This is a genomic window from Paenalcaligenes niemegkensis, from assembly GCF_022230885.1.
In the GTDB taxonomy this organism is placed as follows: domain Bacteria; phylum Pseudomonadota; class Gammaproteobacteria; order Burkholderiales; family Burkholderiaceae_B; genus Paenalcaligenes; species Paenalcaligenes niemegkensis.
The window spans coordinates 602600-627212 of the sequence record NZ_JAKGCT010000004.1; the positions used below are offsets into that span (position 1 = coordinate 602600).

Genomic DNA, 24613 nt, shown 5'->3' on the forward strand with positions numbered 1-24613 from the left:
TTTTCCTCGAGGCCATCTTTAGGAGCTAAGCCTTTGCTTGAGCAGACACTACGCCTCGTCGCTCGCCGTTATCGATTGCCAGCATTAAGCGCTCCCTCTCTGAAATCGCAGAAACTCAGTGCTGCCTCCATACTTGCCATTACGATAGAGCAGGCCCGCCGTGCCCTGTCTCTTGGCGCTAGCCCGGACGATACCCTAAAGCGCACTTTTATCGAGGCCCTGGCGCGCATGATTCGGGAGGCAACAGACACTCAGAACGGAGACCCAACCTTCCAGACCATGGTGCTGCGATACCGTGCAGCACAGGTACGCGAATACGCATCGCTGGCAGCGCAAGCCGGACAAGATCGCCGCCAGATACTCACTTCTGTGAATGCAATTGCCCACCCTGCCAAATTGCAACGAATCCCGGCTGGTCAGCAACGCGACGCCTTGAGCCGATTGCAAGCGGCCGCACTCTCAGCAGACTGGCCAAAGCTTTCTGCCAGCACACAGCAACTTCTGGACGCAGCAGAAAACGCAAATGAATGCTCTTTCAAAGAGGCTTTGATCCGGATACGGCAAGACTCCGCCTTGACGCGACTGCAGCGTCTTGAAACCCTGGCCAACGATAATCTTGTGCAACAGTATCTTTCGCTCGGGAATCAGCAGGGGCCGCGCTCAGGTAGCGCTGCGGCCATCAAGCAAGGTTCGCTTTCACAACAGCGTGGCGCTGCCGTCGAAGCCTTGGCTGCGGAAACGATTACTGCACTGGCTCAGCGGCTCAATCGGACGCAAAAACCTAACACCAGATACCGTGCCGTAAGCTCAATGCACGTACCGGCTTCCATCCCCGGCAGCCCTGAGCGCGCCAAAAGTGAATGGGACGTGGTTCTGCTTCAGCAAACAAAGGCGATTGATAACACGCCAGTCTGGAAGATTTGCATGCTGGTGGAAGCCAAGGCCTCTGTCGATGCTGCAACCACTGACCTGCCTCGACTGCTGCGCGGATTAGACCTGCTCTCTCAAGCTGACGAAGATACCATCTACCCTTTTGAGGCAAGGGAAGGAACCGTCCTATTGGACGGGGCAGCGCTGCGGCCTCTGTCTATCGATGAGCCTGATCTGCACAACATGGTGCTCTATTGCTCTAATGCGCCTGCGGACGCTAGCCCGCGTCTGCTGAATGCTGCCAGTAGAATGCAGCTATTGTCGGCGCAGGCCAGTCTGCAGTTCGCAGCAAAGTTAATAGAACAACAAGAGGTGGATGCTCATAGCCTTGAGACTGTCTGGTATCAGCTGCTGGAATCTGCCCGTTGGCGGACCGTGCTGAACCAATACGCCGTGCTCCGCCAGGTGCGTGAATTGATGGTTCATACGGATGATCTATCAGCTGCAATTATTACTGCGGAAGCAGAGCAGCCCTAAGACTCTGAAACACCACCTGGCGTCGCAAGCTTGCTAGTTCTTAGCGGCGATGATGGCGCTTCTTATTATGTTTATATTTATGCTTATGGCTTACATGGCGATAGTTATCGTTGCCACGACGGTATTTTCGATCACTTCCACGCCAGCCACGATTATCTTTGTACTTGCGGTCTTCAGTTAGCACGTGGCCCAGCACCCCGCCTGCCGCGGCACCGCCCAATGTCAACATCGGATCGCCCTCAGAGAACACCGCGCCCGCGGCAGCACCCAGCCCGGCGCCAAGTATGGTGTTGGTCGTTTTCTTGTCCGCAGCCATCACATTCGAGGCCAGCCCCAAGGCCATGGCGCCTGCAATGGCAAAGTGTGCAATTCGGGTCGTGAGCTTCATAATCAATTCCTTTAAATCACAGGTTCCAATTACCGGGAACCGGCTGATTTGGTTTGGTTGAAGGGAGTGTATCCGCTGGCATCGCCTCGTGCAAACGCAAAGAAGGCGTTCTGAAACCAACAGAAACATTAAGCCTCGCCCCCTGCAGTTTGCTTACAAATATCCATAATTGCGCCATGTTTTCGCTTTCTTGCGGGCGCTGGACTAGTGAGCTCCATACCCTACTTCCGACCAATATACATAGACCTCCCCTGCTGCGGTGGGCAATCAAGTCTCACCGAGGTGATCCAAATTGCGATATCGCTTCTAAGATTACATAGAAATCGTTAAGAAAACGAACAAAATTGCAAGGACCCGCCGATCATGAAGGCAATGCACTCATTATATTTACGATCATTGCAAAATACGGGTTTCCCGTACAATCCAGCTTATGCGGACAGTAATCGAAACCGCTGTATTCCAGAAGCAAGCCAGTAAGATCTGACTAGATGATGAAAGACTCGATTTTATCACCTGGATTGCCGCCCACTGTCCGGAGAAGTCATTCCAGGTGCAGAAGGAGCTCGTAAGGTACGCTGGAGCCATCGAGGACGATGCTGGCGAAGTCCTTCCAGGTCTGCGTCAAGCCCTTAGCGAAGCAAAAGCAGGCGTTGGCCGTATGACCACTCCCGAGCAACTCCTTGTTCGGCAAGCGCGACAGAAATCCGGTCTAACTCAGGCAGCCTTTGCCGAACGAATTTCCACGCCTGTTGCCACCTTGCGCGACTGGGAACAGGGGCGATTCCAGGCCCCCGGGGGGTAATATGCTTACTGCGTCTGCTTGCTAAACACCCCAACCTGACGCACGAACTAGCCACAGCTTAGCGATTGCGAGTCTTTCCAATGAGCTATGCATGCGTCAGCCAATACCTGACTGGGATCAGTGCTTGCACTGAAGGCTGGAAAAGAAGCCTTGCCTGACGAAGGAATCACCACCAGCCAGATTTACGGCGCAATTTTCGTGCGGGCTCTCGATTCAGGTCTTTCGCCTCTTTTTCAGCATACTCTTCCTCTCCTGGCTCATACGAGCCCTCATGCATGCAGCTATCCGGATCCCACCTGCACTCGAGACTACGACTCGAGCCCCCAGGCCCAGAGCACCCGGAGACAACCGCAACGAGAAACAGTGCCACACTGAGCCGGCCGACCAATTGAGCGGACATTTAGCTATTCCTACAAAAAGACTTCACTGCATTGTTATAGCAGATACCTGACAACCACCTGAGGCTTACTTGAGTTCCTCATACAGAGCATCACGCAAGTCGCCCGGGAAGGCTCCTGACATGCCTTCAAAGGCCGTGTTAGTTAAGGCTACCACGGCCAGATCATTAGCCGGATCGAAGAACCAGCTGTGCCCGTAGACGCCGCCCCACTGGATGGTTCCCTGCCCTTGGGGTGTATAAGCCTGCCCGGGCTCATCAAGTACCGCCCATCCGTAACCAAAGCCCCAGCCGGGATTCTGCCGCTGTACCTGCGGGCCAGTCTGATCCTTCATCATCATCCCTTTGGTCTGCGACTTAAGAATCGAGTGACTGTTTTCCCGGAGACTAAGCAGAAAACGCATAAAGTCGTGCGCAGTACCTACCATTCCCGCACCGCCTGAAGGAAAGGCAGTCTTGTCCAGTGCTCTGGCTGGTGCCATTCGGATAGCACTAAAACCAAATGGAATGATGGCTTCCTGCGCCATCTTGACAGGCTGCGGCCTGCCGTCCTGATACTGTGTGACCAGGCGTTCTGGCTCAGGAGCAACAAAATGTGTGTCGTCCATTTTCAGCGGACCGGTCACTTGTTGACGCAGCACATCGGGAAGACTTTGACCAGCAGCGGCGCTAAGCACTCCTCCCAACACATCCAGTGACACCGAGTAGCGCCAGTCTGTGCCGGGTGAAAAAATTAAGGGTACGCTGGCTATACGCTGCAGATTTTCCTCAAGGTCTGGCCCTAAATCCATGCCGTCCGAAACCCCCGCTTGATGATATGGTCCGTCTTCAGTCTCCAGAAAACCATAACTCAAGCCGGAGGTATGCGTAAGCAGCTGATGTATCGTGATGACCGGCGCTCTGCCATCTGGAAGACGAGGGCTGAAATCAGGAAGCCAGCGAGTCACCGGGACCTGCAGATCAAGCACTCCTTGCTCAACCAACCGTAGCGCCGCCGCCGAAACCAGCGGCTTGGTCATGGAGGCCAGGCGAAAAACAGAATCCTCTTGCATAGGCAGGCCCTTCTCCCGGTCTGCATAGCCTGCAGCCCTGCGATAGACAATCTGCCCCTTGTCTGCCACCAGCACGACCGTACCGACAATACGTTGATCGGCAATTGCTTTATCAATTACCGCATCCACCGCCTGCTCGACAGGAGACGGTTCGGCATGTAGTGATGAAACGAATGTATTGAAAAGAAGACCAGCAGCGGCAATAGCTAATGAAAAACGCATGGCTTCACCCTTGGAGGTTAATGTCGAAGTCACTCATTAAATACTGATACTCGCACGAAGACGCACTACACAACAGTCATTCTCGAGAAAAAAGTCTCAACCTCATCACAGTGGTCGTCCTGTAAATATACACGCTGTACCACGGAGAGTCAGGATGAAACGCAGGTAGTCCAAGCTTAAATTAAATGGTAAAAATCATGATTGGGGCGAGGCCCCAGGTCACGCTATCTGATCGCGCAGCAGCTTTTGTCGTGCTGCATCCGCTTTAGCAGGACTGCTGCGGGTCGTAGAAGAATGTCCAACTTCTCTACTGTAAAGGCAGACACATCATGACTACCGGAACCGTTAAGCTTCATCGCGTTTTACGCTCTACTCCAGAGCGCGTCTATCGTGCTTTTCTTGAGCCCGATGCAATGGCCAAGTGGATCTCGCCATACGGCTTTACTTGCCAGATCCACCAACAAGATGCCCACGTAGGCGGTTCGTACAAAATGTCCTTCCGCAACTTCAGCACTGGCACCAAGCACTCATTCGGCGGAGAATACCTTGAGCTGATACCAAACAAGAGCCTCCGCTACTCAGACCGTTTTGACGATCCGAACCTACCGGGCGAAATGTATACCACTGTTTCATTGCGCGAAGTCTCTTGCGGAGTCGAACTCAGCATCCTGCAAGAGGGGCTGCCTGAAGCCATTCCTGAAGAAATGTGCTATTTGGGCTGGCAAGAATCGCTGCTACAGCTAGCAAGGCTGGTAGAGCCGGACATTCCTGATTGAACGGAACCACCCACGAAAAAAGCCGGAGCGATAGGCTCCGGTGTGTAATTGTTCTGTACCTGTGACTTATCCAGCGCCGCATAATGCTCCGGGCGATCTTGCTGCTTAATAACGGCAATCGGATATCCGCTACGCATCAGCTCAAAATTCAACAACAGACGTGCCGTTCTCCCATTGCCATCAACAAGTGGATGAATCCTGAACACTACTTCGACGACCACGCATCGAATACGTCTGCTCCGGTCATCTCATGAGTGGCATTGGCGAACTGGTAGTTTCCTGGCTTTTCATCCACAAAAACCTGCAGCTCGAACGACCACTTAGCACCCTGTTCAAACAGCCCCACCGGCACAGCATAAAGCTCACCACTTTTAAAATACTGAACCACACAGACACCTAGCTTGAATAACGGAGGCGGCTTGATCATCAGTCATGGATATCTCCGTGTTTTGTAGCCCGCGATATGCGGACTATGGGGAGATTTTATAACTAAGCCGCTAAGCTGACGAGGTGGCTGCCGCTAGAGACGGGAAGTACTGCTTAACGGCAACAAATGCAGTCCCGTACGTCTAACAAATTCTTCATAGCTGATCGGCGCGCCGGCCTTTGTGTCTGGGCTATGTATGTGCCAATGCACCCATGATCGTCCCGTGCTGGCGTCATACACGACTTTATACAGATGACTGGGAATAGCCACTCGCCCTTCACCTATTGTGTCCGGCGTGCTGTTATAGAAAGGGCCTGTAAAGATATAAACATCTCCCGTTGCCCGCTCTGCGTATTTGCGTGTGTCGCTCTCAATTTTGCTCCAGGCTCCTGCGTTATGCCTCTGATTCTGCGGCACCATATTCGCCAGCGAAAAACTCTGCGCCATGGCGTCAGCGCTGTGCATGTCGCCCGCTGGAGCCATATGCCCTCGCGAGTAGCCTGAGCCGCGATAGTCGTTCAGCTGCGCACGATCTGCCTGTGGTAAGCGAGCCTCGGCGTAAAACTTATCCGTTCTCGTCACTCCTTTGCTGCTGGCAATCATCTGCCTGTTTAAGCGCTGTGCAACAAAGACCGGCGTTTTCGTATTTCCACTGTGAAGAATCGCAAAGGAGCTGAAACATAACTCTCGCAACGCTCTGCCTGCAGGAACTATCGGTGGCTTATTCGCTGGGAAAAACTGCGGACACTGGGAAAAAACAGTCTGTATATGGCCGTTCGTTGCGACCGCCGCAGGTGCTGCGTGCTGCTCTTGCTGCAATAGAGGCCAGTCCAATTGCGCAATGATCGTCCCCAGATCGACCCCGTCACGCAATTGCGGGTTCAGCAAATAACTGGCAATACCAAATACAATAACTGCAGAGGCGCTGACTGTGCTCAGAAAGCGTTTAACGCTACCGGTGGCGGTGCTCGTACGAGTCGTTTTTCTGGCTGTGCTTCTTTTGCGGGGCGCTGTTTTTTTCTTTATCGACATTCTACTCAAACTGGGATACGGCTAACCGATGTCAATTGCTGACCGGTACGGCTACTCATTATAGGCGACTTTTTTGTCCACCCTATTTTAGCTGGTTATATGCCCAGTAACTAAGCAGCGGTTTCTAAGCCGGGCCAGTCTGCCCCTCAGCTGGCTTTGCCCCGCATCCGTTGGCCCCACCAAAACACCAAGCCTCCCACAACAACCACACCCCAATAGATAAGGCCGTCAACAGAGGTCATCAGATTGATGAACTGCACTACCGCCCCCTCTTTGCATGTATCATCAGCCTCGTCCATCGCACATTCAAGAGACGCCATCCAGAAGGCCGCCACCAATGAGCCTACTGCAATGTTCGTGCCCAACATTATCAAGATAGCTCCCAGTCTGCGCATATTCGCCTCCACCTAAGACTTGCTCTTCCCACTTCGAGCAAGTGGCGTGCCTGCTCATAGCTTTCTGGTTGTTAGTCGTCTCCGACCCTTTATGCTGTTGGACGGCGCCTCTTCGTCCATCCGGGAACATTACTTGCTGGTGTTAACTTTCAAGCAAGGAGAGCATTATGTCAAAACCCAAGAGCGGGACAAACCGCACTGACCAACATGCAGGCAATAAGGACGATCGACGGACGCAGTCCAGACCAGATCCTCGCGAAGAGCTGGATCTGGAGCCGCCAACTAAAAAACCGAAAGACGCCCGCGAGCGGGAAGAGGCTAAGGGACAGAAAGCGACGCGATTTGATGGCAGCCCAATCCCGCAAAGCGCCCCTTCCACTGCGTTCAAGCCTAAGGACGACACCCCGATGAAGCTGAAGAAGAGTAAGGAGTCTCCTAACGATCAATCGTGATCAGCGTAGTAACATGCCCTGAAGTTACTTTGATGTGTCGGTTGACACTGGCTTGGGTGAGACTCCGAGAGAGCCCAGCCAAGCCGGCACAGGCGGTTCACTAATCGATTAGCGTCGTGCCTGCTCCAAGCGCACTCAGCCGAAGAATGCTTCTTAGATTCTGTTGCATAAACTTGCCGACAACCTCTGTCGACTCTGAATCACGTGGATTCGAAAGGCAGGAAAGTAGCCTCTCTATATCGCCATCCGTCAGCACTACTTGATGCTGTTGGGAGTTGCCGTCGCTATCGGGTACCCAGGCGGTAACCTGAATGGCAAGCTTGCCTCGCTCATCAACTTGAATTTCCGGAGTCCCCGGCAGTTTTGCACGAATGGCCCCTGCTTCTGCTTCATTGGGTTTGCCGATCTTCACTATTTTCATACTGCCTCCGGCGCCACCACGGCGCATCGTCCGATTCTAGGCGTGCCCTGATACCTCTTCCATAGAGAAAACCCCTACCCCGCCAAGGCCCGTCTAGACGGGGATTCTCCTCATCAGTTTTTTCTGCTCTTTGGTTGTACTGTTTCTGATGTTTTGGGTAGTGGAGTGTCCGAACTTGATGCCCCAGTAGCGTTGACGTTCTTGGCCGCTCCGGGAGCGCCGCTGCCGTGTGCGGCGCCCTCTTTATGCTCGTCGGTTTTATTGTCCTTCGAACCGCCGCTATTCGTCTTCGGTGTGCCACCACTCCTGCTATTCTTTACCTCGGCGGCGCTGGCCCCGCCGATATTAGCGTCGGAGGCGCCGGGCCCCTTGGCGTCGCCCGAGCTTGCTCCTCGGGGGCTGGCATTAGAGCCTTGGGCGTACACCGTGGTTGTCAGCACTAGCGGTAAGGAACATAGCGCAATCGCAAGTAACTTTCTCATGATTTTCTCCTGGTATTTGGCTCTGATGAGCCAACCATGTCTAACAATTACCATGTCTATTGAGGAGCTCGAGAATATCAGCGAGCATACAGGGCGATGAAAAAGCTACGCCTCACCAATAATCGCATATAAAGAAAATCTAGCCCAGCGGTTTTATATAGCTCTCAAGTCGCTGCTGATATAGGCCTCCGTAAAGCCTCGTCTTGCCTTGATACTCTTACAATAGTTGCGCTTCGCTCCAGAGACACCCCTAATGCTAGCGGGCAGGAGCACAACGCAACTGCAAGTAACTTCCTCATGATTTACTCCTGATAATAGGCTTCAATGAGCCAACTGGATCTAGCAATTACCGTGCTGAATGAGGAGTTCGAGGGCGCAAAAGCATCCATACAAGCAGAGAAACGATCATGCCTATGACGACTGCGCCCACAATATCCGCTGGATAGTGAAGACCAAGAAACACTCTTGACCAGCCTATGCACAGCGCCAGGATGCTGAAGAGCAAGCCGATTTTTCTTTGTTTGTCCATCAAAAACGTGGTGGCGAAAATCACCATAAACATCGTATGATTGCTTGGAAAAGATGCATTGTCTTTGTGGGTCAGCAGCGCGTGGCCAACCGCCTCGACAAAAGGCCGAGGCACATAGGCATAGTGCCCAATGAGCCAACTAACGGCCGCAGCGACTGACGCCGCGACCAAGGTGATAAGCAGCGTGAAACGAAGCTCCTTGCCTCCGAACAAGAAGGCAACAGCACAATACGCCATTAGGCAATAAGGTACGTATTTACTGAAAAACAATGCCAAAGCGACCGCTGCAGGGCTGGGACTACTACCTGCATTTAATGCCAAAAATATCGTTAAGTTCATAATTCCGAAGTCTCGCCTGCGTCAATGCCCGAACAACAAAAAAGCCGCAAGCCCCTTGTGGGTGCGGCTTTCTGGACAATACGGCTTGCTGCTGGGAAGCGTCTTGGTAGGCGGTACTGAAACGAGGGTGCCGCTCTAAACCCTTGTTTTCCAAGCATTCCGCTTTCTCTAAGCCTAATTCGTGCCCCCAATTATGTCCCCAAAGGTTTTAGTCATCAATTTTCGTAAATTTGCTGAGTCAATAGCACCCATTACTGTAACCCAATTTCTATACCGATACCGAGGTAACGCTCACTCTGGAGCGCCAGACACCCCTCGACGCTGAACCGACACCGGAACCAAGCCCTGTCCCCGAGCCGGAGCCAAATCCAGCGCTTAACCCAGGCCCTGGTCCACAACCTACGCCCATGCGGCTCCATGACGCTGCCATTAGCGGCAACCAATACGCGGTGGCCGACGGTATCGAAAGCCTGTCTGACACCCACTCTGTCTACCGACAATTTGAAACCCTGGCTAAAGGGCAAGCACCTCGGCCTTTGGATGCGCTCTCGGGCGAACTGTACGCCAGCACGCTGGGGCTGCGTGCGCAAGTACGACTGCCAATGGATTCAGGCGATTCGCGTCTGGCGGTTATTGATAACTAACTCGTGAAAATCTATAGAAAGCCGCCTAAGCCTCCGCAGATTGGACTTTAATTTTTAAGTTGGTACCATGTCGGCTGTCATTGGGGAGTAGCCGCTCTTCTTCTAGAGGCCTTCGTCAACATACTTGTGGTATCCCATACCGCATGGCGCTGGCAGCTTAATGCCTGGCAAGACCTTTGACCGTACAGCCTTCCCATATGGCCGGAGAGGTAGTGCGGTCAATCGTCTCTCATCCGGCCAGGGGTTCACATGCAAGCTTTATTTGTTTCTACTGGTATTGTTGCGCTCGCCGAAATTGGCGACAAAACACAACTACTGGCTTTTGTGCTGGCCGCTCGATTTAAACGTCCACTCCCCATTATCATGGGCATCTTGGTAGCAACTCTGCTCAATCACGGTTTGGCTGGCGCACTTGGTTCGTTACTTCCTTCTGTTTTCAACCCACAAGTGCTCACCTGGATATTGGCAGTTTCATTTCTGCTGATGGCCGGATGGATGATGATCCCAGACAAGCTGGACGAAGAGGGACTGGAGCTGCCACGGTACGGTGTATTTGTCACGACGCTGATAGCCTTTTTCATTGCGGAAATGGGAGACAAAACCCAGATCGCCACCATTGCCCTAGCAGCGCAATATGATGCGTTTTGGTCGGTGGTTATTGGGACCACCCTGGGGATGATGCTCGCGAACGTTCCAGCGGTATTGGTCGGTGGCCGTTTGGCGAACAAGCTCCCGGTACGCTTAGTTCACTCTATTGCTGCCTGTATTTTCGCCATACTTGGTCTGCTGGCGCTATGGCAGGCCTTACGCACCACGGGATGGTTTTGATCTCCGTTTTAAGGCGTAGTCGGTAAAAGTAATAGTCTTAAACGCTAATACTTTGTGAGTCGAGCAAGCCCGCCATAGAGCGGGCGTTTTTTGCGTCTACTTAATATAATCATGTTGCAATATCGAGACCTTAAAACCACCCATGAAGGAAACATGCGCAATCAAGACGTGCTGACCCTTCTTCGTGAAGTGAAACGACTAAGGGAATTAGCTGCCGAGCCGGATCCAACACCGGGCAGCTGTTCAATATACTGGCGCAGCGTCCGCCCCTAGATTGCAAGAATAGCCGACTGCGGTCACACAAACGCCTCGAAAGTTAAGTCCTGGTGCTCAAAATATAAAAGGGAGTATCTGCATGTTGCGGCTTCTTCTCGGTTCTGTCAGTATGTATTTAGGTTGCATAATTTAGATACGTTAACCAAAGGGGAGCAGTCCAATGGGTACGCTAGATTCAGCTGTCATGTGTTCTATGTGCCGCGCCTTAGGACCGTCAAAGGCAAGCTCGGTGGCTCATATGCACTTACGGATTCTTTTCCAAGATGAGCCAGACGGCAAACGAGGACTCCAATCCCTGTATCAATGTTCTGTATGCAGAACATGTTGGTTACAGCAGTTTGATAAATGGGAGTCCTGTCTGGGCTTCAAGCTATGGCCTGGTAATGCAGAGGATTACTTAGGGGCTATATATGACTCTTCCCAAGTAAAAACCATGCCTTCAAAATAAAAAGCACTCTCTTCCGAAAAAAACAGCAACCAGCTAACGACCGCCGCTTTTGAATGTTACAGCATCATAAAAAACATCTGTCAGGACAAAGGCGAGTTTAAGGCTCCACGCTTATTACTCGCCTTTCTCTAAGTTCTCCGACCCCTTCCTCTTGAGACTAAGCGCGAGCACTCTAATCCAAACCGGTAAAATGGCGTGATATTGTCCTCGGTCGATGGCAATACTACAGCATCTGCTTATTTAGTCGGATGGTTCTTGCTGTCAGTTTTTTCTGCAGGCTGCGGGTTTGCTGTTTCTGGTGTCCTGGGCGGAGAAGAGATGGCATCGGACGGCCCAGTTCTAGCTCCAGTGGCTGCCCCGTTCCAGCTGGAATCGCCGCTGCCATGTGAAGTGCCGGTCTTAGGTTGATCGGTATTGTTGTCGTTCGAACTTCCTCTATTATTCGTGCCCGAGGTGTCGCTACTGGTACTGTCCCTTCCAGATGTACTGTCCCTTCCAGATGTACTGTGGGGGCTGTCGCCGCCAGGTTTGGGTCCAGATTGCGTAGACGCTCCTCCTGATGAAGACCCGCTGTTGCTAGGGGTATGAGATGTATCGCCACTACTGCTGGCACCGCGAGTGTCAGTGTTAGAAGTGCCGGTCTTGCTCGTTCCACTGGGGTTCTCGGTTGCGCCTTGGGCGTATACCGTTGTTGTCACCACCAACGGGAATGAACATAACGCAACTGCAAGTAACTTTCTCATGATTTACTCCTAATAATTGGCTCCAATGAGCCAACTATGTCTAGCAATTATCGTGCCGACTGAAGAGCCCGGGGCCGCGGTCCGGGTGATGTTTCCACAGCTTAATCCCAAGCTGGCCCGACCTGTCGAGCGACGAACCGACGGTCAAATCAGTAACCAGCGTAGGGTGCAGTCCTGCATCGAATAGGGCGAAGCCCGCTGCAAGTACACAGGTCTCAGTTTGAAGACCGCAGACCAGAACGCGATCCGGGTTCCACTGCTTCAGATACTCCATTGTGAGCTCCGACGAAGCATAGCCGTGCTTGACGAATAGCTTATCTGCATTTACCAAACTGCGGTCGTCTACAGCGGGGCACCAGCCTAGTTGGCTCACAAAAGGAGTGCGTGCCTCGTCGTGCAACTCTATTATCGCCACTGATGATATATGGTCAGTTAGTTCGTTAATGCCCCTAACCAGCCAGTCTGGCGGTGAGAAACGCAGCGTGATTGCCGTTACTCAGGCGTTGCGGCGATGGACCAAGCCACATTCCGCTCGACTTCAGACCGAAGCGCCGTACGACCCGGCCAACCATAATCTTGGTCGACGCGCTTCGTGTAAAGCGCGGCCCATTCCGTCAAGGGTGTGGAGCGAGGTAGCATGGTGACAAGCGCTATACGTTTAAATGCAAAATCAGATCGCCATCACCAGCTAGAGCGGCGCACTTTTCTTGATGCAGCCCGGTTCAGGTCTTTTGCTTCCTTCTCAGCAAACTCTTCCTCATCAGGCTCATAGGAGCCCTTATGTATGCAGCTGCTAGGGCTTATCTTGCACTTGACACTACGCTCCGAACCTCCGCTCGAAGAGCACCCAGAAATAAGTGCGATAAAAAGCAGCGATAAGCCACATCGGTTCAACATTCGAATGGACATCTTTCATACACCTACAAAGTTACTTTAGCCTTCTCTTATAGCAGACTTTGGGTAGATTCTTCAGGTGACGATGCAAATGCCATGCCGCTCAGAAATAAATGCATTCACGACTGCGGCGCGGCCCAGCCAGTCAAAAACAACACACCCGCAACAAGCGGCGGTGCCCATACGATACAAACGCAGTTCTGAAATAAACTGACGCCATGACCCGAATTAACTGTGTTCCTGTTGAAGAGCTAAGCGGCCCTCACCTCATTGCCGAGTATCGTGAGCTGCCGCGAGTATTCGCCCTTGCCGAAAAAGCAGCTGCGCGTGGCACCCTCTCCCAGCCTGATTGCTATACCCTCGGAAAAGGACATCTGCTTTTCTTCTATACCCGCCTTGGCTATCTTGCTCAGAGGCATGCTGAATTAATTGAAGAAATGAAGCGACGCGGCTATAAGCCGGCCTTTTCGGGTATGCGCCGAGAAGACTGGCCAGCCATTCCCGATAGCTACTGGAGTGACTGGAACCCAACGGAGGAAGCGCTGAGCCTGAACCGCCAACGAATCAAAGACCGAAGTTAGCAACGCTGAAAATGCAAAAAAGCCCCGCTACCCACCCCTGCCCCCATTATCGTGATTTGCCCTGTGCAAGTCCGAGCAACAAAAAAGCCGCAAGCCCTTACTGGGCGCGGCTTTCTGTGGCAGGGAGAGGTACCCTGTGGGTATCTTGGTAGGCGGTACTGGATTCGAACCAGCGACCTCTACGATGTCAACGTAGCGCTCTAACCAACTGAGCTAACCGCCTATATTTCGCCTGCTTCTGTATCTGCGAAGAAAAAGATAATAGCCCGGTTCTATGACTTGTGTCAAGCCGTATAACACACCGGGGCTTTTAACCTTATCAGCCTCAACACGCCAACAGCACCCTATTGCACGTTGTTGCTACATTCTCTTTGCTTCTTCAATCGCTTACGCAGCGAGAAACCCCAGCCTAAGCCAACCAGTGCCGCCGTCAGTGACGCGATCAACACACCCAGCTTTGCAGCATTTAACAAATTTTCGTCAGTAAAGGCCAGCGTGCCTATAAAGATGGACATCGTAAAGCCGATTCCCGCAAAGAGACCCACCAGCAGCACCCCGCCCCATGTCACGCCCGGTGGTAGCTGACATAACCCGCTGCGCACAGCCACTTGGCAAAGCAAGAAAATACCCAGCGGCTTGCCAATAACCAGAGCCACAATAACGCCAAGCATAACGGATTGGGCGCCGACGGCAGAGAGGTCAACTCCGCCCACGGTTACGCCTGCGTTGGCAAGTGCAAAGATGGGCATGACCACGAAGGCAACCCAGGGGTGCAGGGACATTTGTACGCGGGACACGGGAGGCAATATTTCGCGCTGTACCTCTCGCATTTTGTTCAAGCTGAAAGCAATCTGCTGTTCAGCCACGGTGACGCCGCTTGTGTTGGCTGCCAAGAAAGTCGATTCTTGTTTTAAAACCGTGCTGGCGGATGCAAACAGCGGCTTGGCCATAACCGGCGTCATCAATCCCAGAATAACGCCGGCCAAGGTGGGATGCGCGCCGATTTTCAATAAACCGAACCACAGCATGGCACCAGGCAATACATAGAGATAAGCCGCACCTAGGCCCAGTTTCTGCATAGTCAGCACGAGCACAATGCCTCCAGCTACCCAAGGCAAGCCGGACACATCCAGACCGCCCGAGTAGAAGAATGCAATAATCAGTACCGCCACAATGTCATCAATGATGGCTACAGCCAATAGCAAGATGCGTACATTTGATGGAATAGATCGTCCCAATAAGGCCAGCACGCCGACGGCAAATGCGATGTCAGTGGCTGTGGGTACAGCCCACCCGTTACTGATTTCACCTGAGGTGTTCAAGCTCAGGTATACAAACGCAGGTACAAGTACGCCACCAAGTGCGGCGGCCAGGGGTAAGGCGGCAGTTCTCAGGGTAGACAAGGCTCCGTTATGAATTTCACTACGAATCTCCATCCCCACTACCAGGAAAAACACCGTCATCAGGGCGTCGTTGACCCAGAAATGCAAGGGTTGAGATACTGAGTAACCGCCTAGACCAAGGCTGAGGTGGCTGGACCAGAGGCCATGATAGCTGGCCGCAGCGGGCGAGTTAGCGAGCATAAGCGCAAGCATTGCGGCTGCAATAAGGACAGCACCGCTAACGGCTTCAATCTGTAAGATGCGCTGAGTCGCGCCAAGAAATGTGCGCATCCATAGCTGCGCGGCCGGTAAACCGGCGTGGTTTTTTGGGGTCATAGGACGCAATTAACGTAATGCGTGGCGGCCCGACCAACGCGTTTATCTGTCCTAGATCAGCCCTATGCTGACCCGACACCCATTTTTTAGCGTATATCAGAATGGGCGTTAAGGCAATATGCCCGCACTTAAGACATGAAGACAGCAAGACTACGACGAACATTAAATACGCAAGCACCACACTGTTTTTCCACGTACAAACAGCCGTTGCGCCACACTAACCCATAGTAAATATCAGTTTTCAAGCCTGCATAAAAACCATTAAAATTAGCGGCATATCACGGTGTTAGCGTTCTTCGACTTTTACTATCCCTTGATGGAGTTGAGCCCATGAGCTCTGCTATAACGCTAGACCCCGACACCATCACGAGCCTGCCCAGCCCACGGTTCAGAAAATTATCAAATTCGCGCCCGCAGCCCTTCAACCCCTGCCACGGATGCGGGGCCTGCTGCAGTCATTTCCGTGTTTCTTTTTACAGTGGGGAGCTTGAAGGCGAAACCGGCGGCTGGGTACCCGTATCGCTGGTTACACAAGTCGGTCCCTTGCGCGCCGCGATGAAAGGCACAGAAGACGGCGGCGGCCGCTGTATTGGACTAAAGGGCGACCTTGGCCTGAGCAACGTTCGCTGTGGTATTTACGAACTTCGCCCTTCTGTATGCCGTGACTATGAACCCTACAATGAAAGAGGCGAGCCGAACCCGGATTGCCAGCGTCTGCGCACAGCCATCGGTCTTTCCCTTTTAGACGATTTATCAGGACGCGACCTAGCCGCCTGATGATTCTGCGTTTACACTGTGCCCGTATTAGAGGTCCTACAAGGGCCTTGCAAAGATGCTAACCCGTCACTCGGAGCTGACACATTGAAATACCGCAAACTGGGCAACACGGAAATCGAGCTGAGCGTGGTGGGCTTAGGCACCATGACGTGGGGCGAACAGAACACTGAAACCGAGGCTCATGAACAAATTGACTACGCCTTGTCCAAAGGGGTCAACCTTGTAGACACGGCCGAAATGTATCCGGTGCCCCCAAAAGCTGACACCGCCGGGCTTACCGAAAGTTATATAGGATCATGGCTTAGCCTGTCAAACAGACGCCATGAGATCTTTTTGGCTACTAAAGCGGTTGGGCCAACGCGAACCCCTGGCCGCCCCGGGCACATACGTCCAGGAAAAGCCAAACTGGATAAAGCCAATTTGCGTGAGGCACTGGAGCAAAGCCTGACCCGGCTTAACACTGATTACGTAGACCTCTACCAGCTCCATTGGCCTGACCGGAGCACCAATATGTTTGGTGAGCTGGCCTACCCATGGGTAGAAGATGAAGAGTCCGTCTCTATACACGAGACCCTCGAGGCCCTGAATGATTTTGTCCAGGAAGGCAAGGTTCGCTACATTGGTCTGTCAAACGAGACCCCTTGGGGCGTGAGCCAGTTCATCAAGTTCGCGGAAATGCACAATCTGCCACGCGTGGTCACTATTCAAAACCCCTACAACCTGCTTAACCGTACCTTTGAGCATGGCTTGTCTGAGTTCAGCCATCGTGAAAGGGTAGGCTTGCTTGCGTATTCGCCGCTGGCAATGGGAATGCTTTCAGGAAAGTACCTGAACGGTGCTCGTCCTGATGGTGCTCGCTTGACCGTCTACGAGCGCTTTACCCGCTACAACAGCCTGCTGTGTGAAGCCGCAACCGAGGGCTACGTAGCACTGGCCCGCAAGCACAGCATTCCGCCGGCAACCATGGCACTTGCCTTCATTAATCAGCAGCCTTTCGTAACCAGTAATATTATTGGGGCAACGAACCTGAAGCAGCTGAGGGAAAACATTGAGAGTGTGAACATCACGCTGTCGAATGACATTATCGATGAAATCAATACGATTCATCGTCAGTACCAGAACCCGGCGCCATAAGCTGCGAGAATAAGCACTTAGCTTTACCCGACACTCACCACTCGATACGCCTGCAAAGCGCCTCAACTGAAATGCTCAACTCATAAGGGCAAGGCAGTTGAGGCGCCTTTTATTGCTCGGGTAATCCCTCCTCCAACTTGGCTGCCCGATAGACCTAGAATGATGAAGCGTTGGCAGCGACACATATCGCGTACGCCAGCATTCTAACTACGGAGCAACTGTGCGGATTTTAATCGTCGAAGATAACCTGGAGCTTGGGTCGGCAATCCATAGCCGTTTACGGCAAACTGGCCACAGCACCGAATGGGTTACCAACGGCACCGAAGCCATACGATATGCAATGTCAGACGACTGGGACGCAATACTGCTCGATATTATGCTTCCGGATCGCGATGGATTTGCAATCATTGCCAAATTACGTAATAACGACAACCATGTTCCTGTGCTCGTCATGACCGCACGCGCAGAAATCGAAGATCGTGTAAGCATGCTTGATCTCGGAGCAGACGACTATCTCGTTAAACCTTTTGATCTGCGTGAGCTTGAAGCCAGATTAAGAGCGCTGATGCGTCGGCCTACAGGCCAAATCACAAGCGTCGTACAAATCGGTAATTTGAGTATGGACGTGGCGGGCAGGCGAATCACCATCGATCAACACACCATCGATTTTGGCCCCCGCGAATTTTGTTTGATTGAAATACTGTTGGCTCGCTTGAATCAGGTGGTTTCTAAGGAAAGATTGATGGTTCAACTGTTCAATTTTGACGAATCCGCCACGCCTAACGCGATAGAGCTGCATATATCCCGCATACGCCGTAAGCTGAATGGCGCCTCCATTGAAATCGAAACAGTGCGGGGCACAGGCTACCGCGCACTGTTCGCCGGCTCCACCTCATGAGCAACGGCTTTTCTATACAACGACGCATCGTTATTGTGGGCTTACTGATACTCAGCGTAGCCGTACTGGCAATGGGGGTGATTTCTTACCAATACGCTCAGCGCGCCTCAGACCGGGCATTCGACAGACTGTTGACAGCCTCAGCCCTGACAGTTGCCAATGCCATCCGCAACGAGGATGGCGCCTTACTCGTAGAGTTGCCCTACTCTGCCATGGCCATGCTGCCTAAAAATGAAAAGGTTTTTTATGTCGTACGATCGGCTGAACAGCTCATTGCCGGGTACCCTGACTTAGACGCCGATCTTCCCCTAGCTAACAGTGAGCAGCCTGCTTATCAAAATATTCACTATAAAAATCTTCATCTGCGCATATCCAGTATTGGGCGATTCAGCAGCGGTAGCTCTCAAGGAGAGCCTCAATGGCTAACGATTCGAGTGGCCGAAACCCGCAATACCCGAGAAACACTTGCCAAGGAGCTTTTCACCCAGAGCCTGCTTCCGATGGGTGTTCTGATTGCCTTGGCAATTGTGATTCTGGCGCTGGGAATACGTATTGCTTTCTCGCCACTGCGCACCTTGAAGAGTGAATTACAAACACGCTCACCTACTAATCTCAATCCCATTACCCGCCCCGTTCCTAGCGAGATCAGCGGATTAGTTCAGACCTTGAACGCTTTTATGCTTCGCTTAGGGAACGCTATGCAGACCATGCAGACACTCGTCGCCGATGCCGCGCATCAAATACGTACACCAATGTCGAGTCTGCGTCTGCAAAGCGAGCTTGCGCTGCTTGAAACTGATAAAAAACGCCAACATGAGTTACTGGAAGCTATACATCGCAATTGCGCGCAGACAAGCAAGCTGATTAATCAGATGCTTATGGATGCCACCATTACGCACCGCCGCAACACGACTGTCTTTAGCTCGCTTGCTCCACAAACGCTCATCAAAGACTCTGTATCCCGGTTAAGCCCGGAAGAACGCTCGCGAATTAGCGTTAACCTCACTCCACCGGCACAGCAGGCAGAGCTTGCGGGCGATCCAATTGCTCTACGTGAAATGCTGCGCAACTTACTTGAGAATGCCCTGCTTTACGCGCCTGACTCGGATGTCGAAATCAGGACGTATCTTAGTTTGGAGAAAAAGCTGGTATTCGACGTCTCTGATCGAGGGCCAGGGCTAAGCGCTTCCGAAGCCGAGTCGGTAATGGAGAGATTCGTACGAGGAAGTACCGCGGGTAAAACCCTGGGATCGGGTCTGGGCCTAGCCATTGCCCAAAACGTGGCGAAAGCCCACGGGGAAGCCTGCAACTACGCCAGCGCTATGGACCTGGATTAACCGTCCGCATCGAGCTCCCCATAAAGGCCTCCAATTCTAGCTTCCGCTCCGCCTCGTCAGTATTGCTTACTGTGCTGGCGGCCACACTGGTAGTAGCTTCTGTTCTGCCCACGCGCGTTTTCGCCAACACGCCCTATTTTTACCCCGCCCCTATCCCTTCATCCGTTAACCCGATGTTAAATATCGCCGGGCCCACCGATCATCAAGTCGTGGGAAGCCTGGTGGCAGGCTTCCAGGAAAAGCACCCCGACGTAAACGTCCATTATGAAGACATTGATACTCAAGACCTCTATGTACAGACAGTCTCTGGGCAATTAGAACATGTAGACGTACTTATCAGCTCGGCCGTAGATTTGCAGTTGAAACTGGCGAATGATGGCTACGCCCAAGCCCATCGTTCGGTCCATGCAGCAAAGATCCCGGAGTGGGCCAAGTGGCGCAACGAGGTTTTTGGTTTCACGCTTGAGCCTATCGTGCTGGTGTACTCAAAAGCGCTGTTACCTGCGCATCGGGCGCCGACTCGCGCAGGCCTGTTGAACGAACTGGAGAAACAGCGGGATGGCTGGTTCGATCGTATCGGAACTTACGACATACGACGTAGCGGACTGGGTTACTTATTGGCAGTTCACGATGAACGGAGTTCCTACGACTTCTGGGGCATGACTAACGCCCTGGGTAGGGCTGGCGTACGCCTTTACGACACAACCGGCGAGATCCTCGAGGATCTGGTCTCTGGCAAATTGAGTGTAGGTTATAACTTGTTAGGGTCCTACGCCTACGCATGGCAAAAAGAGGGGCTCCTATTGAAATCGTGATTCCCAACGATTACGTACTGGTGTTTTCCCGTACAGCCTTAATACGCAACAGCAGTCCCAGACCCGACCTGGCAAAACTTTTTATCGACTATTTGCTCTCTGATAACGGGCAGAAAATCGTAGCGGAAACTGCTTATCTGGGTTCTATCATTCAGCCTGAAGGTGTTACCCCTACTGGCTTAGCGCCCAAGCTCGCCAAGGCAGGCACCATCCAAAGTCTTGAGTTGAGTCCCGCGTTGCTGGTGGCCTTGGATCCTGCTCGAAAACAGAGGTTCATTCAAAACTGGGAACGTCTCATCACCGACACTCCTGCTCCGCTGACAGGTCGATGACAGGGAAAGTCTACACAATGGGTAGACGAAGCGCCAGGCGACATAGGCGCACTGAATAACACCCTGAGGAGACACACATGAAAAAGCGTTACCAAATTCCAGCGCTAATTTTAGCCGCGAGCGCCTACAGCGGCATGGCCTTTAGCGCCGACTATCCTGCTGAATACGACAGCGTAGTCGAACAGGCCAACAAAGAAGGGATGGTGATGATTTACTCTACCACCGACACCAAAGCCGCCGATCCGGTTCTGAAAGCCTTTAAGCAAAAGTATCCCAATATCAAAGTGGAATACTTTGATATGAATAGCACGGAACTTTATAACCGATACATAGGAGAGCAAGCGTCTGGAGCCAACAGCGGTGACATCGTCTGGAGCTCATCGATGGACTCAGCCATGCAGCTGGCAACCACATACGCTGCCACTTATGAGTCTCCCGAGGCAACATCCCTTCCCGACTGGTCTATATGGGAACATAAAGCTTACGGCACTACTTTTGAACCGACCGTCATGATCTACAACAAGCGCTTGATCAGCGACGACGAAAAACCAAAGAACCATTCGGATCTCGCTGCTTTAGTCTCTGGAGACAATGATAGATTTCGCAACAAAGTCACTACCTACGACATTGAGAAATCTGCGGTGGGCTATATGCTGGCGGCACAGGACAGCATCCAGAACGAAAACTATCTAGACTTCATTAAAGGAGTCGGTTCAGCCAACCTCGTGCTGCAGTCGTCGACCGGCACTATGATGGAGCGCGTATCGTCAGGCGAGAACCTGATTGGCTATAACATCCTGGGAGGTTACGCCGAGACACGCGCTCGCACGGACGAGGTCATTGGCGTTATTTATCCTGACGATTACACATTGATATTGTCTCGCATCGCTTTCATCAGCGAGACCGCAAAGCACCCGAATGCTGCCAAGGTTTTCCTTGACTTCCTGTTGTCCAAAGCGGGGCAGGACGTATTGGCGAACCAATCGGACCTTGCCTCTATACGAGACGACGTCGAAGGTGATAACGACGTTGATGGCTTAACCAAAAAATTGGGCGACACCTTGAAACCGATCCCGGTCGATGAAAGTCTACTGACGTTTCTAAAGCAGAAGGAACGCCTCGACTTCATTAAAGAGTGGCGCACTGCAGCCAACAAATAAGCCATCTCATTAAGCTGTGCTCCAGGCGCCCCAGGCGTTTGGGGCCTGCATCGAGGATGATCCCATGACCGCGTTAAGAACTCACTGGCAATCATTGCCGCGTGCGGTGGTAGTGTTAATTACCGCGCTCGCCATTTACGTTCCTCTTAGTTTCATTATTGTTCAGAGCTTTCTTTCTGCCCCTTTTTTCATGCCCGAAAAAAGTGCGAGCCTGGATGCTTTTCGTTTCATTTTTGATGATCCTGATTTTTATAAAGCCCTCCGTAGTGGCTTTATTATGGCCTTCGGCCTTGCAGCTATCGCTATTCCTTTAGGTGGAATCCTGGCCTTTCTAATGGTGCGTACCGACCTGCCCGGCCGCCGGTGGATTGAACCGCTAATCTTGGTGCCTATCTTTGTTTCACCAATGGTATTGGGCTTTGGCTATATAGTAGCGGCTGGCCCAGTGGGATTTTTCACCGTATGGGCTGAAGCTCTGGTCGGGGCGGCGCCATGGAATATTTACGCCTTCAGCAGTATTGTGGTCATCGCCGGACTGACTCATGTACCCCATGCTTATCTGTATATTTCAGCCGCGCTGCGCAGCATGGGTTCAGATGTAGAAGAGGCCGCCCGCACTGCGGGAGCCTCCCCCTGGAAGTCATGCGATCAGTAAGCTTACCAATGGTACGGCCCGCCATTCTCTACGCCACCGTCTTGCTGTTTTTTCTCGGCCTGGAGGTATTTGGGCTGGTGCTCGTGCTGGGCGACCCGGAAGGCAACTTGGTTTTAGCTACCTACCTTTATAAATTAACTAATAAACTAGGGGTCCCGTCTTATCACTTGATGGCGGCAGTCGCTGTCGTTCTGATTGCTATCACCATACCTTTGGTTGCTCTGCAACGCCGTTTAATGCAGAACGCGAGCCGGTTCATTACAGTAAAAGGAAAAGCGACCCAAGCGCGCTTGCTCCCTCTAGGAAAATGGAGGTGGGTAGCGGGCGGAATTGTCGCTCTATGGCTTGCCCTTACCATTGTCTTGCCAATCACTGGGATCGCCCTACGCGCGTTTGTATCGAATTGGGGCTATGGCGTGTCATTATTCGACGTGCTATCCATGGATGCCTTTCGCCAGGTGTTTTCTCAGCCACCGCTAATACGAGCTATCGTAAACTCCGTGGCCATTGGAGTGTTCGGAGGCGCTTTAGCGGTCGTGTTCTATACCTTTATTGGCTTGGCGATGCATCGAAAGCCCGATGCTATCACCCGCTTTATGGACTATAGCGTGTTGGTTCCGCGAGCCGTGCCCGGCCTGCTTGCTGGCCTCGCTTTCTTGTGGGTGTTCTTGTTCGTTCCCATGTGGCTGGATAATTCTCTGACTAAAGGCTGGTTGAGCGGACTACCGTTTGCAGAATGGCTCAGCCTTAACCTTGTGCCGCAACTGCGCGCATTACGAAGCACTATCTTCAGCGTATGGCTGGCCTATACCGTAGTATGGATGGCCTACGGCTTGCGATTGATTTCATCTACCTTGCTGCAGGTAGGGCCTGAACTCGAAGAGGCGGCCCGCAGTGCGGGAGCCAAACCCTCACAAGTCACTCGCCACATTACCGTGCCGTTGGCCAAATACGGGCTTATCGGTTCATGGTTACTGATGTTCCTGATTTTCGAGCGCGAATACTCAACCGGGGTTTACCTGCTCTCCCCGGGCACCGAAACGATAGGATCAATGCTAGTGTCCCTTTGGGCTACCGGCGCTATTGATATTGTTGCTGCGCTGTCCTTTATCAACTTAGTGTTAGTCGTCATCGGTCTGGGCGTTGCACTACGATTTGGAGTGAAATTGCGATGAGCGAACTCACCGTCGAAAATATTAAATTGGCATACGATAAAAACCTCGTGCTCGACGGGGTTTCCATGACCATTGCCAAAGGTGAAGTGGTTTCCTTGCTAGGCGCATCCGGCAGCGGGAAAACCACTCTACTTCGTGCCGTAGCGGGGCTCGAACAGCCCCTTAGCGGGCGAATTCAAATTTCAAGTCAATTGGTGTTCGATGGAGCGCAAAAGCTGGAGGTTCCTGCAGAGCAGCGAAACCTGGGGCTGGTTTTCCAGTCCTATGCGCTATGGCCCCATAAAACCGTGGCAGAAAACGTCATCTATCCGTTGAAACTGAGGAGAACGCCGGAGCAACAGGCGAAAAGCCAGGTTAGCGAAACCTTGACCCACCTGGGTTTGGCGGGTTTGGAGAGCCGTTATCCCAACCAGCTATCGGGCGGGCAGCAGCAGCGGGTCGCCATCGCACGAGCTATTGTCTATAACCCCCCAGTTTTGCTTTTGGACGAACCCCTGTCAAACCTGGACGCCAAGCTCCGGGAAGAGGCGCGAGCGTTTTTGCGAGAGCTCATTGTTAACCTGAACTTATCAGCGCTTCTGGTAACACACGACCAAGACGAGGCCATGGCCATATCGGATCGGATCTTGCTGCTCAATCAAGGCAGAATCGAACAGCAAGGTACACCAGAGCACATGTATAGCGCTCCTGAAAGCCTCTATGCTGCCGAGTTCATGGGTAGTAATAACAGAATTTCCGGAACGGTAAGTGTTCGTAAAGACGGCGATGTTTGTATCACGACAGCATACGGAGAGCTATGGGGTAGCACCAGCGATTCGCTGCAAGTGGGCGACGAGGTTTCTGCCATCTGCCGGGTGGAACAGACTCAAGTAAGCAGCCATGTCACTGAGGGAGCCTTATCCCTTCCCTTAACCACCAGCATGTATCTAGGAGACAAGTGGGAATATATCTTTAAGCTTCCCAACACCGACAGCGTGCTGCGAGCCTACGGGAAAGAACGCCTGTCTCCTGGCACTTACTTTGTGCAGTTACCGCCCAAAGTGCTATGGGCTTATGCTGCCTAGCAAAACACGGAAC

General features: G+C 52.5%; 27 protein-coding genes, 1 tRNA gene, 1 pseudogene and 1 riboswitch. Of the genes and pseudogenes, 17 read left to right on the top strand and 12 right to left on the bottom strand.

Going from position 1 to position 24613, the window contains the following annotated elements; all coding sequences use genetic code 11:
• The first annotated feature begins 33 nt into the window (after nt 1-33).
• Nucleotides 34-1407, top strand: coding sequence for a 3-deoxy-D-arabino-heptulosonate 7-phosphate synthase (locus tag L1889_RS06935; RefSeq protein ID WP_238664521.1), 1374 nt, complete (start codon nt 34-36; stop codon nt 1405-1407).
• A 40-nt stretch (nt 1408-1447) separates the two neighbouring features.
• Here the strand turns inward: L1889_RS06935 and L1889_RS06940 are convergent, their stop codons facing one another.
• Complete coding sequence (locus L1889_RS06940) at nt 1448-1795, bottom strand: hypothetical protein (protein ID WP_238664522.1); 348 nt, start codon at nt 1793-1795, stop codon at nt 1448-1450.
• A gap of 550 nt (nt 1796-2345) precedes the next feature.
• On the opposite strand from L1889_RS06940, the gene L1889_RS18745 reads away from it, so the two are divergent.
• The gene (locus tag L1889_RS18745) at nt 2346-2597 is read left to right on the top strand and encodes a helix-turn-helix domain-containing protein (protein ID WP_238664523.1); all 252 of its coding nucleotides are present in this window, start codon (nt 2346-2348) and stop codon (nt 2595-2597) included.
• A 465-nt stretch (nt 2598-3062) separates the two neighbouring features.
• Here L1889_RS18745 and L1889_RS06955 read toward each other — a convergent pair whose 3' ends face one another.
• Entirely contained in the window at nt 3063-4268 is a 1206-nt protein-coding gene (locus L1889_RS06955) for a serine hydrolase domain-containing protein (protein ID WP_238664525.1), read from the bottom strand.
• Between the two features lie 329 nt (nt 4269-4597).
• Between L1889_RS06955 and L1889_RS06960 the strand changes: the two genes are divergently transcribed.
• Nucleotides 4598-5044 carry an SRPBCC family protein gene (locus L1889_RS06960; protein ID WP_238664526.1) on the top strand — a complete coding sequence of 149 codons (447 nt, stop codon included), beginning with the start codon at nt 4598-4600 and terminating at the stop codon, nt 5042-5044.
• Here the strand turns inward: L1889_RS06960 and L1889_RS19140 are convergent.
• The 4 genes from L1889_RS19140 to L1889_RS06975 form a co-directional block, all read right to left on the bottom strand.
• The gene (locus tag L1889_RS19140) at nt 4978-5265 is read right to left on the bottom strand and encodes a Fic family protein (protein WP_372871290.1); all 288 of its coding nucleotides are present in this window, start codon (nt 5263-5265) and stop codon (nt 4978-4980) included. The genes L1889_RS06960 and L1889_RS19140 overlap by 67 nt on opposite strands.
• Nucleotides 5250-5471, bottom strand: coding sequence for a hypothetical protein (locus L1889_RS06965; RefSeq protein ID WP_238664527.1), 222 nt, complete (start codon nt 5469-5471; stop codon nt 5250-5252). The genes L1889_RS19140 and L1889_RS06965 overlap by 16 nt, the downstream gene beginning before the upstream one ends.
• A gap of 93 nt (nt 5472-5564) precedes the next feature.
• Complete coding sequence (locus tag L1889_RS06970; protein ID WP_238664528.1) at nt 5565-6503, bottom strand: DNA/RNA non-specific endonuclease; 939 nt, start codon at nt 6501-6503, stop codon at nt 5565-5567.
• 146 nt (nt 6504-6649) lie between these two features.
• Nucleotides 6650-6898, bottom strand: a complete 249-nt coding sequence (locus L1889_RS06975; protein ID WP_238664529.1) for a hypothetical protein — start codon at nt 6896-6898, stop codon at nt 6650-6652.
• 167 nt (nt 6899-7065) lie between these two features.
• On the opposite strand from L1889_RS06975, the gene L1889_RS06980 reads away from it, so the two are divergent.
• Nucleotides 7066-7350 carry a hypothetical protein gene (locus tag L1889_RS06980; RefSeq protein WP_238664530.1) on the top strand — a complete coding sequence of 95 codons (285 nt, stop codon included), beginning with the start codon at nt 7066-7068 and terminating at the stop codon, nt 7348-7350.
• A gap of 100 nt (nt 7351-7450) precedes the next feature.
• On the opposite strand, the gene L1889_RS06985 is transcribed toward L1889_RS06980, so the two are convergent.
• The 3 genes from L1889_RS06985 to L1889_RS06995 all read right to left on the bottom strand — a co-directional run bounded on the left by L1889_RS06985 (nt 7451) and on the right by L1889_RS06995 (nt 9121).
• Complete coding sequence (locus L1889_RS06985) at nt 7451-7771, bottom strand: hypothetical protein (RefSeq protein ID WP_238664531.1); 321 nt, start codon at nt 7769-7771, stop codon at nt 7451-7453.
• Between the two features lie 113 nt (nt 7772-7884).
• Nucleotides 7885-8253, bottom strand: coding sequence for a hypothetical protein (locus tag L1889_RS06990; RefSeq protein WP_238664532.1), 369 nt, complete (start codon nt 8251-8253; stop codon nt 7885-7887).
• A gap of 346 nt (nt 8254-8599) precedes the next feature.
• A complete protein-coding gene (locus tag L1889_RS06995; protein WP_238664533.1) occupies nt 8600-9121 on the bottom strand; it encodes a phosphatase PAP2 family protein in 522 nt (173 codons plus the stop codon).
• A gap of 407 nt (nt 9122-9528) precedes the next feature.
• Between L1889_RS06995 and L1889_RS07000 the strand changes: the two genes are divergently transcribed.
• From L1889_RS07000 to L1889_RS07010, 3 genes are all read left to right on the top strand, one after another.
• Complete coding sequence (locus tag L1889_RS07000) at nt 9529-9765, top strand: hypothetical protein (RefSeq protein ID WP_238664534.1); 237 nt, start codon at nt 9529-9531, stop codon at nt 9763-9765.
• A gap of 70 nt (nt 9766-9835) precedes the next feature.
• Nucleotides 9836-10014, top strand: a riboswitch (yybP-ykoY riboswitch).
• The gene (locus L1889_RS07005) at nt 10015-10593 is read left to right on the top strand and encodes a TMEM165/GDT1 family protein (RefSeq protein ID WP_238664535.1); all 579 of its coding nucleotides are present in this window, start codon (nt 10015-10017) and stop codon (nt 10591-10593) included.
• Nucleotides 10594-11731: 1138 nt separating this feature from the next.
• Nucleotides 11732-11905, top strand: a complete 174-nt coding sequence (locus L1889_RS07010) for a hypothetical protein (protein WP_238664536.1) — start codon at nt 11732-11734, stop codon at nt 11903-11905.
• Between the two features lie 195 nt (nt 11906-12100).
• On the opposite strand, the gene L1889_RS07015 is transcribed toward L1889_RS07010, so the two are convergent.
• Nucleotides 12101-12433, bottom strand: coding sequence for an isochorismatase family protein (locus L1889_RS07015; RefSeq protein WP_238664537.1), 333 nt, complete (start codon nt 12431-12433; stop codon nt 12101-12103).
• Nucleotides 12434-13172: 739 nt separating this feature from the next.
• Between L1889_RS07015 and L1889_RS07020 the strand changes: the two genes are divergently transcribed.
• Nucleotides 13173-13535 (top strand): pyrimidine dimer DNA glycosylase/endonuclease V, encoded by a 363-nt coding sequence (locus tag L1889_RS07020; RefSeq protein ID WP_238664538.1) that lies wholly within the window; start codon nt 13173-13175, stop codon nt 13533-13535.
• A 146-nt stretch (nt 13536-13681) separates the two neighbouring features.
• Here the strand turns inward: L1889_RS07020 and L1889_RS07025 are convergent.
• Nucleotides 13682-13758: transfer RNA gene (locus L1889_RS07025), tRNA-Val, on the bottom strand.
• Nucleotides 13759-13879: 121 nt separating this feature from the next.
• Complete coding sequence (gene nhaA / locus L1889_RS07030; RefSeq protein WP_238664539.1) at nt 13880-15208, bottom strand: Na+/H+ antiporter NhaA; 1329 nt, start codon at nt 15206-15208, stop codon at nt 13880-13882.
• Between the two features lie 375 nt (nt 15209-15583).
• Between nhaA and L1889_RS07035 the strand changes: the two genes are divergently transcribed.
• From L1889_RS07035 to L1889_RS07075, 9 genes and pseudogenes are all read left to right on the top strand, one after another.
• Nucleotides 15584-16030 (top strand): YkgJ family cysteine cluster protein, encoded by a 447-nt coding sequence (locus L1889_RS07035; protein WP_238664540.1) that lies wholly within the window; start codon nt 15584-15586, stop codon nt 16028-16030.
• A gap of 84 nt (nt 16031-16114) precedes the next feature.
• Nucleotides 16115-17164, top strand: a complete 1050-nt coding sequence (locus L1889_RS07040) for an NADP(H)-dependent aldo-keto reductase (RefSeq protein ID WP_238664541.1) — start codon at nt 16115-16117, stop codon at nt 17162-17164.
• Between the two features lie 220 nt (nt 17165-17384).
• Nucleotides 17385-18062 (top strand): response regulator transcription factor, encoded by a 678-nt coding sequence (locus L1889_RS07045; protein ID WP_238664542.1) that lies wholly within the window; start codon nt 17385-17387, stop codon nt 18060-18062.
• Nucleotides 18059-19399: a sensor histidine kinase gene (locus tag L1889_RS07050; RefSeq protein WP_238664543.1), complete on the top strand. Its 1341-nt coding sequence runs from the start codon at nt 18059-18061 to the stop codon at nt 19397-19399. Before L1889_RS07045 ends, L1889_RS07050 begins: the two co-directional genes overlap by 4 nt.
• Nucleotides 19400-19470: 71 nt before the next feature.
• Nucleotides 19471-20214: an ABC transporter substrate-binding protein gene (locus L1889_RS07055; protein WP_238664544.1), complete on the top strand. Its 744-nt coding sequence runs from the start codon at nt 19471-19473 to the stop codon at nt 20212-20214.
• Nucleotides 20211-20546, top strand: a complete 336-nt coding sequence (locus L1889_RS07060; RefSeq protein WP_238664545.1) for a hypothetical protein — start codon at nt 20211-20213, stop codon at nt 20544-20546. Before L1889_RS07055 ends, L1889_RS07060 begins: the two co-directional genes overlap by 4 nt.
• A 77-nt stretch (nt 20547-20623) precedes the next feature.
• Entirely contained in the window at nt 20624-21706 is a 1083-nt protein-coding gene (locus tag L1889_RS07065; RefSeq protein ID WP_372871295.1) for an ABC transporter substrate-binding protein, read from the top strand.
• Between the two features lie 64 nt (nt 21707-21770).
• Nucleotides 21771-23536: pseudogene (locus L1889_RS07070) on the top strand (ABC transporter permease).
• Complete coding sequence (locus L1889_RS07075; protein WP_238664546.1) at nt 23533-24600, top strand: ABC transporter ATP-binding protein; 1068 nt, start codon at nt 23533-23535, stop codon at nt 24598-24600. The pseudogene L1889_RS07070 and the gene L1889_RS07075 overlap by 4 nt, the downstream one beginning before the upstream one ends.
• Nucleotides 24601-24613 lie beyond the last annotated feature (13 nt).